Here is a 13,977-nt window from a genome sequence, read left to right as displayed (position 1 = left end):
ACGCGGGGACCGCCGGCGCACCGCCGTGGCGCGCGGAAGCGCCGACACCGGGCGGGCGCGACGGCACCGGGCTGACCCTGGGGCACCGGGCGGACCCGGGGGCGCGGGGAAAGCCCGTATCGGAGTGCGGCATTCCCCTGGTCTCGTGGCGCGCGTGGCGCATAATCGACCTCACGCGGCTCGAACGATCCCTGCTGCCGCATGTGGTCACGTATGCGTTGGGGGGCATCGTGCCGATGGGGGAAACGCGGGAACCGGGGCCGGCCGGAAGGCTGCCGGCGACTTCCGCCGAGATGTCCCGGCTGCTCACCGCCGTACGCCGGGGGCGGGTGCTGACCGTCGCGGGCGGCTTCCGGGAGCCGCGCAGTCTGCTGGTGCGGGAGATCGCCCGGCGGCTGGCGTCGAACTTCTGCGACGGGGTCTCGGTGATCGCCCTGGACCCGCTGCACGGCGGCTACGGCGTCCGCGAGTTCACGGCCGAGCTGGGCCGCGCCCCGGAGGTGCCCGCCCTGCCCTGCGGCAGGGTGAACGCGGCCTCGTGGCTGGCCGAGCGGGACATGCTGCTCGTCCTGGACGGCGTGGACCAGCTGGGCCCGGACGCCCTCGCCTGGCTGCGCGGGTTACTGGCCAGGGCCCCGGGGCTGCGGATCCTGGCGGCGGGGTGCTCCCCGCTGGCCTTCGACCAGGAGCGGATCCACCGCCTCTGACCGGGGCCCGGGCTCCGGCCGCCCCGTCACCGGACGGGGCGGCCGGAGAACCGGTCAGCCGAGCAGCGCGAGCGCCTTGTTCAGCGTCGCGGACGGGCGCATGACGGCCTCGGCCTTGGCGGCGTCGGGCTGGTAGTACCCGCCGATCTCGGCCGGGGAGCCCTGCACCGCGACGAGCTCGGAGACGATGGTCTTCTCCTGCTCGGCGAGGGTCTTGGCGACCGGGTCGAAGGCCGCGGCCAGCTTCGGGTCGTCGATCTGGCGGGACAGCTCCTGCGCCCAGTACAGGGCGAGGTAGAAGTGGCTGCCGCGGTTGTCGATGCCGCCCAGCTTGCGGCTCGGCGACTTGTCCTCGTTGAGGAAGGTGCCGGTCGCGCGGTCCAGGGTGTCGGCCAGCACCTGGGCGCGGGCGTTGCCGGTGGTGGCGGCCAGGTGCTCGAAGCTGGCGGCCAGCGCGAAGAACTCGCCCAGGCTGTCCCAGCGCAGGTAGTTCTCCTTGACGAGCTGCTGGACGTGCTTCGGGGCGGAGCCGCCGGCGCCGGTCTCGAAGAGGCCGCCGCCGTTCATCAGCGGGACGACCGACAGCATCTTGGCGCTGGTGCCCAGCTCCAGGATCGGGAAGAGGTCGGTCAGGTAGTCGCGCAGCACGTTGCCGGTCACCGAGATGGTGTCCTCGCCGCGGCGGATGCGCTCCAGGGAGAAGGCGGTGGCCTCGACCGGGGAGAGGATCTTGATGGTCAGACCCTCGGTGTCGTGGTCGGCCAGGTACGTCCGGACCTTGGCGATCAGCTGCGCGTCGTGGGCGCGGTCCTCGTCCAGCCAGAAGACGGCCGGAGCGCCGGTGGCGCGGGCGCGGGTGACGGCGAGCTTGACCCAGTCCTGGATCGGCAGGTCCTTGGTCTGGCAGGCGCGGAAGATGTCACCGGCGGCGACCTCCTGCTCCAGGACGACATCGCCCGCGGCGTCGACGACGCGGACGGTGCCCGCGGCGGCCAGCTCGAAGGTCTTGTCGTGGCTGCCGTACTCCTCGGCCTTCTGCGCCATGAGGCCGACGTTCGGCACCGAGCCCATGGTGGAGGGGTCGAAGGCGCCGTGCGCGCGGCAGTCCTCGACGACGGCCTGGTAGACGCCGGCGTAGCTGCTGTCCGGGAGGACGGCGAGGGTGTCGGCCTCGGCGCCGTCCGGGCCCCACATGTGGCCGGAGGTACGGATCATGGCCGGCATCGAGGCGTCGACGATGACGTCGGACGGCACGTGCAGGTTGGTGATGCCCTTGTCGGAGTCGACCATGGCGAGGGCCGGGCCCTCGGCGATCTCGGCCTCGACGGACGCCTTGATCGCGTCGCCGTCGGGCAGCGCGCCCAGGCCGTTGAGGATGGCGCCGAGGCCGTCGTTCGGGGACAGGCCGGCGGCGGCCAGGGTCTCGCCGTAGCGGGCGAAGGTCTTCGGGAGGAAGGCGCGGACCACGTGACCGAAGATGATCGGGTCGGAGACCTTCATCATCGTGGCCTTGAGGTGCACGGAGAACAGGACGCCCTCGGACTTGGCGCGCTGGATCTGGTCGTTGAGGAAGGTGCGCAGGGCGTCGACGTGCAGGACGGACGCGTCCACGACCTCGCCGGCCAGGACCGGTACGGAGTCGCGCAGCACGGTGACGGCGCCGTCGGCGGCCACGTGCTCGATGCGCAGGGTGCCCGCCTCGGTGATGACGGTGGACTTCTCGGTGGAGCGGAAGTCGTTCGCGCCCATGGTGGCGACGTTCGTCTTCGACTCGGAGGACCAGGCGCCCATGCGGTGCGGGTGGGTCTTGGCGTAGTTCTTGACCGAGGCGGGGGCGCGGCGGTCGGAGTTGCCCTCGCGCAGGACCGGGTTGACGGCGCTGCCCTTGACCTTGTCGTAGCGGGCGCGGATCTCGCGCTCCTCGTCGCTCTTCGGGTCGTCCGGGTAGTCCGGGAGGGCGTAGCCCTGGCCCTGGAGCTCGGCGATCGCGGCCTTGAGCTGCGGGATGGAGGCCGAGATGTTCGGAAGCTTGATGATGTTGGCTTCCGGGGTCTTCGCCAGCTCGCCGAGCTCGGCGAGGGCGTCGGCGATCCGCTGGCTCTCCTGGAGGTACTCGGGGAACACGGCGATGATCCGACCGGCCAGGGAGATGTCACGGGTCTCGACATTCACACCGGCCGTCGACGCGTACGCCTGCACCACGGGCAGGAAGGAATACGTCGCGAGGGCCGGGGCCTCGTCAGTGTGCGTGTAGATGATGGTCGAGTCAGTCACCGGATGCTCCGCTCCACAGTCTGCGTCTCTCGTCTGCAACATTGCTCGACATCAAGATATCTCGTGATCGGGGCTGTCAGGACAGCCCCCTGCCGCGTTCCCGGGAGACGCGTGTCACGCGGGCTCCCGCGGCCCCCCGGAAACGGCGAGAGCGCCGCCCCCGGCGGTTCCGGCCGGGGCGGCGCTCAGGCGTGCGGCCTGTGAGCAGGCCGTACGGTGGATCAGGCGGCGGCGTACGCCTTCGGGTCCTGGCCGTACTCGTTCGGCTGCTGCTGGCCGGCGGTGGCCATGAGGACCAGCAGCCAGATGCCGCCGATCAGCGGGACGAGGGCGATGAGCAGCCACCAGCCGGACTTGCCGATGTCGTGCAGGCGGCGGACGCCGACGGCCAGGCCGGGCAGGAAGACGGCCAGCGCGTAGATCGCGTACAGCAGCGGGTAGGTGCCGATGACGTTGTCGATCACCGCGACGATGATCAGCGCGATCAGGTTGAAGAGGGCGAACATCCAGTACTCCTGGCGGCGGGCGCGGCCGGAGAACACGGTGTACTTCTTCAGGACGTCGGTGTAGTAGTGCATGGTCCCCCCAGAGGATGGTGAGTGGGCCCGTCCTGCTGGAGCAAGCCGGGGCAGAACTTATGCCCCCCTTACGTCGGGGTCAAGCCACTTACGGGGCGCGCAAATCGGCCGCAGTGCCCGATTTCCGGCACCGCAGTTACGCGTTCGGGACACGGCCAGGGTGTCATGTCCCTGAACGTCCGAAAGATCCGCCCGTCGGGCCTACTTGACACCCCGCCCCATGATCAGATCGTTAGCCACATCGTTACCGCCCCGCGACACCGCACGTCAGAGCCAGCCGTTGCGGCGGAAGCCGCGGTGGATGGCGAAGCAGGCGACCGCCATCACGCCGAGGACGAGCGGGTAGCCGTACGTCCAGTGCAGTTCGGGCATGTGGTCGAAGTTCATGCCGTAGACCCCGCACACCATCGTCGGGACGGCGACGATGGCCGCCCAGGCGGTGATCTTGCGCATGTCCTCGTTCTGGGCGACCGTCACCTGCGCGAGGTGCGCCTGGAGGATGGAGTCCAGGAGGTTGTCGTAGCCGCTGATCTGCTCGGTGGCGCGGGTGACGTGGTCGGCCACGTCCCGGAAGTAGGCGCGGATCTCCGCCGGGATGACCGGTATCGGCTGGGTGGCCAGCTGCTCCAGCGGGCGGCTGAGCGGGGCCACCGCCCGGCGCAGTTCCAGGAGTTCGCGCTTGAGCTGGTAGATGCGGCCGGCGTCGCCGCGGCCGCCGTTCTCGCTGAACACCGCGGTCTCCACGGCGTCGATGTCGTTCTGCACGGCGTCCGTGACGGCCATGTAGTCGTCCGCGACGTGGTCGGCGATCGCGTGCAGGACCGCCGCGGGCCCCCGCAGCAGCTGCTCGGGGTCGGCCTCCAGCTGCTCGCGGACCGGGCCGAGGGTGCCGCGGCCGCCGTGCCGGATGGTGATGACGAAGTCCGGGCCGGTGAAGGCCATCAGCTCGCCGGTCTCCACCACCTCGCTGGTCGCGGTCAGTTCCTCGTGCTCCACATAGCGCACGGTCTTGAACACCGAGAACAGCGTGTCGTCGTACCGCTCCACCTTGGGCCGCTGGTGCGCGTGCACCGCGTCCTCGACGGCCAGCGGGTGCAGCCCGAACAGCTGGGCGAGACCGGCCAGTTCGGACTGGGCGGGCTCGTGCAGGCCGATCCAGACGAAGCCCTCGCCCGTCTTGCGGACCCGGCGCAGCGCCTCCTCGACCTCCGAGCAGTCCTCCTGCCGGACGCCGTCGCGGTAGACGATGCAGTTGACCACCGCGCTGCCGAGCGGGGAGCGGGCCGGGTGGCTGAGGTCGACGGCCCTTCGGTAGCTGCGGCGCACGGCCCGGCGCAGGTTGCTGAACATGGACAAGGCGTACTCCCCTTCGGCGGATCAGCGGCCAGTCTGCCATCGGCCCCGGAACCGTCCCGTCCGGCTCACCGCCGTCCGGCCCGGCCCGCCGCCGGCCGACCGGGGGCGGCCGCCTCAGACCCGGTCGACGAAGACGCTGGTCGACTTCACCCGCGCCGTGGCCCGGGCCCCGACCTCCAGGCCGAGTTCCTCCACCGCCTCCCGCGTCAGCAGCGACACGATGCGGTGCGGTCCGGCCTGGATCTCCACCTGCGCGTCCACCGTGCCCAGCTTCACCGCGGTGACGATGCCGGGGAAGGCGTTGCGCGCCGAGGTGTACGCGGCTTCCTCGCCCTCGGCCCCCTCCCGGGCGGCTTCGACGCAGAACGCGGCCAGGTCCGGCCCGTCCACCATCCGTCTCGTGCCCTCGCGGCGGGTGGGGAAACGGTCGGCGTCCGCCCAGCGGCGGGCCGTGTCGACGCTCACACCCAGCAGCCGCGCCGCCTGGCCGATCGTGTAGGACTCCATGGTGCGCAAGAGTAGGGCCTGTCCGGCGGACCACGGCCCCGGCCCTGATCCGCCGGACAGGCCCTGGGGCGTGGCCGCGGCGCTCATGCCGAAGGGGCGCGCAGGGCCTCGGCCGCCGCCCGCGCGACCACCTCCGCCACCGTGGACAGGGCGGGCGAGTCCAGCTTCCACTGCTGCCAGTACAGCGGGACGTCCAGCGGCCGGGGCGCCAGCAGCACCAGCACCCCCGAGCGCACCAGCGGTCCCGCCTGCTGCTCGGGCACCAGCCCCCACCCCAGCCCCGCGACCACCGCGTCCCGGAAGCCCTCCGAGGTCGGTACGTGGTGCCGTACCGGTCCCGCCCCGCCGGCCGGGTCGCCGGTCAGCGAGCGGACGTAGGCGTCCTGGAGGTCGTCCTTGCGGTCGAAGACGATGGTCGGCGCCCTCGGCAGGTCCCGCTCCGGGGTGCCCGTGAGGTGCCGGGCGGCGAAGGCGGGGCTGGCCGTCGGCAGGTACCGGGCCAGGCCCAGCATCCGTACGCTGCACCCGGCCACCGGATCCGGCTGGGAGGTCACCGCGGCCATCACCTGGCCCTCGCGCAGCAGGGCGGTGGTGTGCGACTCGTCCTCGCGGTGCAGTTCGAGGCAGATCGGCGGATCCTGCGGGACGCGGGCCAGCGCGGGCAGGAACCAGGTGGCGAGGGAGTCGGCGTTCACCGCGATCGGCAGCCGGACCGGCCCGCTGCCCTCGGAGAGCCCCAGCTCGGCGCGGGCGTCGCGCTCCAGGCGGGCCAGCTGCCGGGCGAAGCGGACCACGACCTCCCCGGAGTCGGTGGCCCGGACCGGCTTGGTCCGCATCAGCAGGACCCGCCCGGTGCGCTGCTCCAGGGCCTTCACCCGCTGGCTGACGGCGGAGGGGGTCACGTGCAGGGCGGCGGCAGCGGCGTCGAAGGTGCCCTCGTCGACGACCGCGAGGAGGGTGCGCACCTGGTCCAGGGGAAGCTCGTCCATCACGAGCGCTAATGGTACGTAAAAATCTTTAGCTGTACTGAAAAGCGCAGGCTGCCTACGGTCGGAGTCATGACACACGGCATCATCACCGCCGCCCTCGCGGGCTTCGGCACCGGACTCTCCCTCATCGTCGCCATCGGCGCGCAGAACGCCTTCGTCCTCCGCCAGGGGGCGCGCCGTCACGCGGTCCTCGCCGTGGTCGCCATCTGCGCCGTCTCCGACGCGCTGCTCATCACCCTCGGCGTGGCCGGGGTCGGCGCCTTCGTCACCGCCTGGCCCGCCGCGCTGACCGCCGTCGGCCTGGCCGGGGGCACCTTCCTGGTCTGCTACGGGGTGCTCGCCGCCCGCCGGGTGCTGCGGCCCGACCCGGGCGCCGCCCTCACCGCGGACGGGGCCGCCCCGCTGCCCGGTTCCGGGCGGCGGGCCGTGCTGACCTGCCTGGCGATGACCTGGCTCAACCCGCACGTCTACCTGGACACCGTCCTGCTCGTCGGCTCGCTGGCCGCCGACCGCGGGGACCTGCGCTGGGCCTTCGGCATCGGCGCCTGCCTGGCCAGCCTGACCTGGTTCACCAGCCTGGGCTACGGGGCGCGGCTGCTGAGCGGGCTGCTCGCCCGGCCGTCCGCCTGGCGGGTGCTGGACGGGCTCGTCGCGGCCACGATGGTCACGATGGGCGGCATGCTCCTGGCCCGCGCCTGAGCCCCGGCGCGCCCGGCCGCGGGGCCGCCGCGCGCCGCCCGGGAGCGCGCGGTGGTCCGGAGCACCCCTCGTGACCAGGCAGAGTGTTCCTGCCGATGTCCCGACCTCCAGGAGTTCCGCCGTGCCCGACCGCCCCTCCCCCGACGCGGTGTGCGCGTACGACGCCACCCGGCCGGCGCCGCTCGTGGCCGCCACCGGGATCGTCCTGGACAGCCACGGGCGGGTCCTCGTCCTCGCCCCCTCCGGCGGGTCCGGCCCGGGGCTGCCCGGTGGCGCGGTGGAGGACACCGAGACCCCGGAGGCGGGGCTCGCCCGGCGGCTGCGGGCCGGGCTGGGCCTGGAGGCGCCGGTGGGGCGGCTGCTGGCGGTGGACTCCCGGCCGCCGGGCGCGTTCGGGCGGTCCGTGATCGTGCACGTGCACCTGGTCGGCCCGCTGCCGCCCGAGGTGATCTCCCTCGCGGAGGGCGCCTCGGCTCCGGACGCCCGCTGGCTGTCGCCCGAGGACGCCCGCGCCGCGCTGCCCGAGCGGATCGGGGCCCGGCTGCGCGCGGGGCTGGCCGCGCTGCACACCGGTTCCTTCGCGCACCTGGTCGACGGGGTGCCGCAGCCGGGCTCCCCGGCCGGTCTGGACCCGGCCCGGCGGGCCGCCCTGGAGCACGCGGGCGCCCTCGACGCGGCCAGCCACCGGGCGAACCGCCCCAAGGCGCTGACCGCCGCGAGCGTGGTGTTCACCGCCGAGGACGGGCGGATCCTGGTGGTGCAGCCCGCGTACGGGCGCAGCGACCGGTGGAACCTGCCGGGCGGCGGCATCGACAGCGACCTCGGGGAGATCCCCCGGGAGGCGGCGCGCCGGGAGGTCCACGAGGAACTGGGCCTGGAGCTGGCCCCCGGCCGGCTGCTCGCGGTGAACTGGTCGCACAAGCCGGGCCGGCCCGCCCGGATCCGCTTCCTCTACGACGGCGGCGTCCTGGACGACGCCACGCTCGGCCGGATCCGGCTGGACCGCAGCGAACTGCTCCAGTGGCGCACCGTCACCCCGGCGGAGCTGCGCACCCTGGTCAAGCCCTCCCTCCGCCGCCAGATCACCGCCTGCCTGGGCGCCCGCGCCTCCGGGGCCGGTCCGCTGGAGCTGCACGCGGGCCGCCCCTGACGGGCGGCACCCGGCCGGTCGCGCTCCGGCGCGCCGGGCCGCCCCGGCGGGGTTACCGTCGGCGGCATGGACGGTGAGCGCCGGGGCCGGCGGCAGTGCGTGCTCGGTGCGGCGGTCTTCGCCGTGTGCATGGCGGGCACCACCCTGCCGACCCCGCTCTACGGGCTCTACCAGGAGAAGTTCGGCTTCTCGGAGCTGGTGGTGACCGTGGTGTACGCGGTGTACGCCTTCGGGGTCATCGGGGTGCTGCTGCTGGCGGGCAACGCCTCCGACGCCGTGGGCAGGCGGCCGGTGCTGCTGTGGGGGCTCGGCTTCTCCGCGGCCAGCGCCGTCTGCTTCCTGTGCGCCACCGCGATGGGCTGGCTGTACGCGGGCCGGCTGCTGTCGGGGCTGTCGGCCGGGCTGTTCACCGGGGCGGCCACGGTGTACGTGATGGAGCTGGCGCCGCCGGGCGGTGCCTCGCGGGCCACGTTCGTGGCGACCGCGGCGAACATGGGCGGGCTGGGCTGCGGGCCGCTGCTCGCGGGGATCCTCGCCGAGTACGCGCCCGCCCCGCTGTACCTGCCGTTCGTGGTGCACCTCGCCCTGGTGGCGGCCTCGGCGGCCGTGCTGCTGGGGCTGCCGGAGACCGTCCGCGACCGCCGTCCGCTGAGCACCGTACGGCCGCAGCGGCCCGGTGTGCCCCCCGGCGTGCGGGCGGTGTTCGGGCCCGCGGCGACCGCCGCGTTCGTCGGGTTCGCGCTGTTCGGGGTGTTCACCTCGGTCAGCCCGGCCTTCCTCGCCGAGTCCCTGGACGTGCACAACCGGGCCGTGAGCGGGCTCGTCGTCGCCCTGGCCTTCTTCGCCTCGACCGCCGGGCAGCTGGCGGTGGGCCGGGTCGGGGTGGGGCGTTCGCTGCCGCTGGGCTGCGCGGGTCTGCTCGCGGGGCTGGCGCTGCTGGCGGGTGCGCTGTGGTGGGAGCTGCTGGCGCTGGTGGTGGCGAGCGCGGTGGTGGGCGGGACCGGGCAGGGGCTGGCCTTCCGCGGGGCGCTGTCCGCGGTGGCGGCGGCCTCCCCGGCGGACCGGCGGGCGGCGGTGATCTCCACGCTGTTCGTGGTGGCCTACGCGGGCATCTCGGTGCCGGTGATCGGCGTCGGCCTGCTCGTGGGCCCGATGGGCCTGGAGGGCGCCGGGCTGGTGTTCATCGCCTGCATGGCGGCCCTGGTGGTGGCCGCGGCCGTCTATCTGCTCCGGCGGCCGGTGGTCCCCGCCGAGGCGTGAGCGCCCGGCGGGTACGCCGCCGCCCCGCGGCCGGAGGGGCTGCGGGGCGGCGGAGGGAGCGCGGGCTCCGGCGGACCGGGACGGATCAGACAGCCGGGACCGGGTACGTCGGGTACTCGACGCCGGACACGTGCTGGACCACACGGATGACCTGGCAGGAGTAGCCGAACTCGTTGTCGTACCAGAGGTACAGGATCGCGTTGTCACCGTCGACCTTGGTCGCACCGGCGTCGACGATCGACGCGTGGCGCGAGCCGACGAAGTCCATCGAGACCGCGTCGGGGGCGGTGGTGAAGTCGATCTGGCGCTTGAGCGGCGAGTGCAGCGAGACGTCGCGGAGGTAGTCCAGGACCTCTTCGCGGGTGGTCTCGCGGCCCAGGCGCAGGCTCAGGATGGCGATCGAGACGTCCGGGACGGGGACGCGGATCGAGCTGCCGGTGATCGGGGCCTTGAGGTCGGGCAGCGCCTTGGCGACGGCCGAGGCGGCACCGGTCTCGGTGATGACCATGTTGAGCGGCGCGGAACGGCCGCGACGGTCGGCCTTGTGGTAGTTGTCCAGCAGGTTCTGGTCGTTCGTGAACGAGTGGACGGTCTCCACGTGGCCGCGCAGCACACCGTACTCGTCGTCCATGGCCTTGAGCGGCGGGACGATCGCGTTGGTGGTGCAGGAGGCGCAGGACAGGATCTGCTCGTCCGGCTTGATGGTGTCGTGGTTGACGCCGTGGACGATGTTCGGGACGTCGCCCTTGCCGGGGGCCGTCAGGACGACCTTGTCGATGCCGGGGCGCAGGTGCTTCGACAGGCCCTCGCGGTCGCGCCACTTGCCCGTGTTGTCGATGAGGATGGCGTCCTTGATGCCGTACGCCGTGTAGTCGACCTCGGAGGGGTCGTTGGCGTAGATCACCTTGATCGCGTTGCCGTTGGCGACGATCGTGCTGTTCGCCTCGTCCACGGTGATGGTGCCCTGGAACTGGCCGTGGATGGAGTCGCGGCGCAGCAGGGAGGCGCGCTTGACGAGATCCGCCTCGCCGCCGCCGCGCACGACGATGGCGCGCAGGCGCAGGCCGTTGCCGGAGCCGGCCTTCTCGATCAGCAGGCGGGCGACGAGGCGGCCGATGCGGCCGAAGCCGTAGAGGACCACGTCGCGGCCCTCGCGCCGCTCGATCTTGTTGGCGCCCGTGGCACCGGCCACGGCCTCGGCGGTGAACTCCTCGACCGACAGACCGCGGTCGTCGGTCTTGTAGTCCGCGGCGAGCATGCCGATGTCGATCTGGGACGGGCCGAGATCGAGGGCGGTGAGCGTCTTCAGGAACGGCAGGGTCTCGGTGACCGAGAGCTCCTCGCCGTCGATCTGCCGGGCGAATCGGTGGGTCTTGAGGATGCTGACGACCGACTTGTTCACCAGGGAGCGGCTGTGGAGGAGGACCGTGACGTCCTGCTCCCGGTGCAGCTTCCCGATGATCGGGATCATCGATTCCGCGATCTCCTCGCGATTTTTCCAGCTGGTGAACGAGTCCTCAACAGTCACAGGCTTATCTTTCGAGCTAGGCGGTGCTCATATGCTAACCCGACCATTGTTTCGGTCGCCTAAGGGGTGCCCACGGGCTGGGACGCCGACCGCCTTTGGACCGATTCACCCCGGATTTTCGCCCCCGATTCCGTCCCGGATCAGCCCGGATCGCCCCGGCCCGCCCCGGCTCAGAAGCCCTTCCGCAGCCGCATCCCCATCGGCCGGCCGTCCGGATCGACCAGTGCGCGGTGCAGCGGGCGGGCGAGCAGCCCGCGCAGCCGGGACAGGTCCTCGGGCACGTAGCGGCGCAGCCGGCCCGGCGGGCGGGGCCCGGGGCGGCCGTCCGCGTACCAGGCGTCGAGCCGCGCGGCGGACTCCGCGAAGGCGTCGAAGGCGGCCATCGGATCGCACAGCTCCGCGGCCGGCGGGTCGCGGTCCAGGTGCTCGCGCATCAGCTCCAGGCGCAGCTCGCGGGGCAGGACGCGGGCCCCGTCCCCGAGCCCGCCGGGGTCCTTCGGGGGGCGCGGGTCGCCGCTCTCGTCGAGGACGGCGCAGCTCAGCTCGGAGTCATGGGTCCAGGAGCGGAGGTTGACGTTGTCGGAGCCCACGGAGAACCAGGTGTCGTCGATCACGCACACCTTGGCGTGGACGTAGACCGGTGTCCCCGCCCGGTTCTCCAGCCCGTACACCGCCACCCGCCCGCCGCCCGCCCGGCGCAGATCGGCCAGGGCGTTGATCCGGCCGATCAGGTTCATCGGCAGGGTGAGCCAGCCGTCCTGCTCGGGGACGGTGGGCACGACGCTGATCATCCGCAGCCCCGGGTGGCGGCGCAGCGCCCGCGCGAAGCCGGCCACGACCCGGGGCGACCACAGGTACTGGTCCTCCAGGTAGATCAGCACCCGGGCGCGCTCCAGGGCCTTGAGGTAGCCGCGGGCGATGCTGCGCTCCCCGTCGGGGGCGAAGGGGTAGCCGAAGAGCAGGCGGTTCGGGTACGTGCGGAGCAGCTGGACGGTGTGCGTGCCGCAGGGCGGCGGGTCGGGGGTCTGCGGGGGCAGCGGGTCGGCGGTGACGTCCTCGTGGGCCAGCCGCTCCCGCATCCGGTTGAAGGGGCTCCGGCTGAGCGGCGCCGGGTCCTCCCAGCGCTCCCGGAAGACGGCCTCCACATCGCCGACGACGGGCCCGCGCAGGGCGAGCTGCACATCGTGCCACGGCGGGTGCGGACCATAGGCGGAAGCCAGCGGGAGGGACTGGCGGTCGCCGCTGTGGGTGGCGTCGTCGTTGCGGTTGTGGCAGAGGTCGATGCCGCCGACGTAAGCCACGTCCCGCTCGGGGCGGCCGCGATGGCGCAGGACGACGAGCTTCTGGTGGTGGGAGCCGCCGGGCCGGACCCGCATGTCGAGCAGGCACTCGCCGCCCGCCCGCGCGAGCTCCACGCCCAGGGCCAGGTTCTCCTCCTGGCTGAAGTGGAGGCCGTCCAGGTGCGAGCGCCACAGCAGGCCCTTGACGACGACCCCGCGTGCGGCGGCCCGGCACAGGACCGCGCCGATCTCGGTGCCGGGCCCGTCCAGCCGCTCGTCGGCGTCGCCCCGCCAGTCGGTGAACAGCAGCAGGTCCCCGGCCTCCATGGCGCTGATCCCGCTCAGCAGCTCGGCGAAGTAGGCGGCGCCGTGCACGAGCGGCCGGGCCTCGTTGCCGGGGGTCCAGGCGGCTCCCCCGGGGCGGCGCGCGTCCAGCCGGGTCGCGGGGTTGCCGCGCTCACCGGGCAGGAGGAGCCAGTCGGCGCGGTTCATGGCTGCCGCTCCGCTCCGGCCCCGTCGTCCCGGTCCACGAGCAGCATCGCCACGTCGTCCGCGAGCAGGTCCCCGGTGTGGCGTACGAGGTCCTCCCGCAGGGTGTCCAGGAACTCGCGCGGGCTCCGCCCGGGCGGCGCCGCCTCCATGGCCTCGGGCAGGGCGAAGAAGGCGTTCTGCGGGCTCCGCGCCTCGATCACCCCGTCCGTGTGCAGCAGCAGCCGGTCCCCGGGCAGGAAGGGGTACGCGTCCGTCGCGCCCGGCGGCCCCGCGATGAACTCGCCAAGGCCGAGCGGCGGCAGCGGTACGGCGGGCTGCAGCGGCCGGACCTCGCCCGCGCGCAGCAGCAGCGGGGGCGGGTGGCCGCGGTTGACCAGCTCGACCACCGCCCCGTCCGGGACCTGCGCGACCAGGGCGGTGACGAAGCCCTCCACCAGCGCCTCCTCGTCCACCGCGCCGGGCACGGCGGCGTCCCGGCGCAGGGCCTCCTCGCAGTGCCGGATGACCTCCACGAGGTCGTCCTCGTAGTGCACGGCCTCCCGGAAGGCGCCCAGTACGGCCGCCGCCGCGCGCACGGCGGGCAGGCCCTTGCCCCGGACGTCCCCGACGATCATCCGCACCCCGTAGCGGGTCTGCACCGCCTCGTACAGGTCGCCGCCGATCTGCGCGCCGCTCTCGGCGGCGACGTACAGGCTGGCGGCGCGCACCGGGCCCAGCCGGTCCGGGACGGGCCGCAGCAGCACCGCCTGCGCGGCCGCGGCGATCCGGCGGATCCGGTTCAGCTCGTGCGTCGTACGGGTACGCACCGCGCGGCTCATCGTGAAGCTGGCCGCCGACACCAGGAAGAGGGCCAGGAAGTTGCTGTAGACCATCTGGTTGACCCAGGCGTTGTTGTGCGTGGCCGTCGCGACGCTCACCGCCACGGCCAGCGCGGTCGCCGCGAGGGTCCCCCGGGGCCCGGAGGTCACCGCCGCCAGCGCCGGGGTCGCCGTGAGCAGGGGGCCGGTGTAGAGGAAGTGCATGGGCGTCAGCTCGATGACGAGCACCAGCAGCGCGATCGCGAAGGGCACGCACTCCGCGAGTACGAAGAGGACCTGGTGGCGGCCCCTCGCTCCCGGCCGGGGCGGGGAGCGCAATGGCACCCGCATGGCTCCAGC

Annotated in this window: 12 protein-coding genes; 4 read left to right on the top strand and 8 right to left on the bottom strand. The window is 73.3% G+C overall.

Annotation, left to right across the window (positions count from 1 at the left end):
* Positions 1 to 293: 293 nt before the first annotated feature.
* Complete coding sequence (locus ABZ873_RS10915; protein WP_360868452.1) at positions 294 to 707, top strand: hypothetical protein; 414 nt, start codon at positions 294 to 296, stop codon at positions 705 to 707.
* A 54-nt stretch (positions 708 to 761) separates the two neighbouring features.
* Here ABZ873_RS10915 and ABZ873_RS10910 read toward each other — a convergent pair whose 3' ends face one another.
* The 5 genes from ABZ873_RS10910 to ABZ873_RS10890 form a co-directional block, all read right to left on the bottom strand.
* Positions 762 to 2,981, bottom strand: coding sequence for an NADP-dependent isocitrate dehydrogenase (locus ABZ873_RS10910; RefSeq protein WP_360868450.1), 2,220 nt, complete (start codon positions 2,979 to 2,981; stop codon positions 762 to 764).
* Positions 2,982 to 3,202: 221 nt separating this feature from the next.
* Positions 3,203 to 3,559, bottom strand: coding sequence for a DUF805 domain-containing protein (locus ABZ873_RS10905; RefSeq protein WP_360868447.1), 357 nt, complete (start codon positions 3,557 to 3,559; stop codon positions 3,203 to 3,205).
* Positions 3,560 to 3,826: 267 nt separating this feature from the next.
* The gene (gene corA, locus ABZ873_RS10900; protein ID WP_360868445.1) at positions 3,827 to 4,909 is read right to left on the bottom strand and encodes a magnesium/cobalt transporter CorA; all 1,083 of its coding nucleotides are present in this window, start codon (positions 4,907 to 4,909) and stop codon (positions 3,827 to 3,829) included.
* 120 nt (positions 4,910 to 5,029) lie between these two features.
* Entirely contained in the window at positions 5,030 to 5,422 is a 393-nt protein-coding gene (locus ABZ873_RS10895; RefSeq protein WP_360868442.1) for a TOBE domain-containing protein, read from the bottom strand.
* Between the two features lie 83 nt (positions 5,423 to 5,505).
* Complete coding sequence (locus ABZ873_RS10890) at positions 5,506 to 6,411, bottom strand: LysR family transcriptional regulator ArgP (RefSeq protein ID WP_360868439.1); 906 nt, start codon at positions 6,409 to 6,411, stop codon at positions 5,506 to 5,508.
* 69 nt (positions 6,412 to 6,480) lie between these two features.
* Here ABZ873_RS10890 and ABZ873_RS10885 point away from each other — a divergent pair, with 69 nt between their 5' ends.
* From ABZ873_RS10885 to ABZ873_RS10875, 3 genes are all read left to right on the top strand, one after another.
* On the top strand, positions 6,481 to 7,110 hold the full coding sequence (locus tag ABZ873_RS10885) for a LysE/ArgO family amino acid transporter (protein ID WP_360868436.1): 630 nt from the start codon (positions 6,481 to 6,483) through the stop codon (positions 7,108 to 7,110).
* 121 nt (positions 7,111 to 7,231) lie between these two features.
* Positions 7,232 to 8,260, top strand: coding sequence for an NUDIX hydrolase (locus ABZ873_RS10880; protein ID WP_360868433.1), 1,029 nt, complete (start codon positions 7,232 to 7,234; stop codon positions 8,258 to 8,260).
* A gap of 66 nt (positions 8,261 to 8,326) precedes the next feature.
* On the top strand, positions 8,327 to 9,520 hold the full coding sequence (locus ABZ873_RS10875; protein WP_360868431.1) for an MFS transporter: 1,194 nt from the start codon (positions 8,327 to 8,329) through the stop codon (positions 9,518 to 9,520).
* An 85-nt stretch (positions 9,521 to 9,605) separates the two neighbouring features.
* Here the strand turns inward: ABZ873_RS10875 and ABZ873_RS10870 are convergent, their stop codons facing one another.
* From ABZ873_RS10870 to ABZ873_RS10860, 3 genes are all read right to left on the bottom strand, one after another.
* Positions 9,606 to 11,048 (bottom strand): glyceraldehyde-3-phosphate dehydrogenase, encoded by a 1,443-nt coding sequence (locus tag ABZ873_RS10870; protein WP_360868428.1) that lies wholly within the window; start codon positions 11,046 to 11,048, stop codon positions 9,606 to 9,608.
* Positions 11,049 to 11,218: 170 nt separating this feature from the next.
* Complete coding sequence (locus ABZ873_RS10865) at positions 11,219 to 12,820, bottom strand: phospholipase D-like domain-containing protein (RefSeq protein ID WP_360868425.1); 1,602 nt, start codon at positions 12,818 to 12,820, stop codon at positions 11,219 to 11,221.
* On the bottom strand, positions 12,817 to 13,968 hold the full coding sequence (locus tag ABZ873_RS10860; protein WP_360868422.1) for a PP2C family protein-serine/threonine phosphatase: 1,152 nt from the start codon (positions 13,966 to 13,968) through the stop codon (positions 12,817 to 12,819). Before ABZ873_RS10860 ends, ABZ873_RS10865 begins: the two co-directional genes overlap by 4 nt.
* Between the last annotated feature and the right edge of the window lie 9 nt (positions 13,969 to 13,977).

Source organism: Streptomyces sp. NPDC047014, from assembly GCF_040644195.1.
Taxonomy (GTDB): domain Bacteria; phylum Actinomycetota; class Actinomycetes; order Streptomycetales; family Streptomycetaceae; genus Streptomyces.
This window is presented reverse-complemented; position numbering and strand designations above follow the sequence as displayed.

Coding starts and splice junctions, on each gene's coding strand:
- ABZ873_RS10915 (WP_360868452.1), top strand. CDS start 294: ATGTCCCGGCTGCTCACCGCCGTACGCCGGGGGCGGGTGCTGACCGTC.
- ABZ873_RS10905 (WP_360868447.1), bottom strand. CDS start 3,559: ATGCACTACTACACCGACGTCCTGAAGAAGTACACCGTGTTCTCCGGC.
- corA (WP_360868445.1), bottom strand. CDS start 4,909: ATGTTCAGCAACCTGCGCCGGGCCGTGCGCCGCAGCTACCGAAGGGCC.
- ABZ873_RS10895 (WP_360868442.1), bottom strand. CDS start 5,422: ATGGAGTCCTACACGATCGGCCAGGCGGCGCGGCTGCTGGGTGTGAGC.
- ABZ873_RS10890 (WP_360868439.1), bottom strand. CDS start 6,411: ATGGACGAGCTTCCCCTGGACCAGGTGCGCACCCTCCTCGCGGTCGTC.
- ABZ873_RS10885 (WP_360868436.1), top strand. CDS start 6,481: ATGACACACGGCATCATCACCGCCGCCCTCGCGGGCTTCGGCACCGGA.
- ABZ873_RS10875 (WP_360868431.1), top strand. CDS start 8,327: ATGGACGGTGAGCGCCGGGGCCGGCGGCAGTGCGTGCTCGGTGCGGCG.
- ABZ873_RS10865 (WP_360868425.1), bottom strand. CDS start 12,820: ATGAACCGCGCCGACTGGCTCCTCCTGCCCGGTGAGCGCGGCAACCCC.
- ABZ873_RS10860 (WP_360868422.1), bottom strand. CDS start 13,968: ATGCGGGTGCCATTGCGCTCCCCGCCCCGGCCGGGAGCGAGGGGCCGC.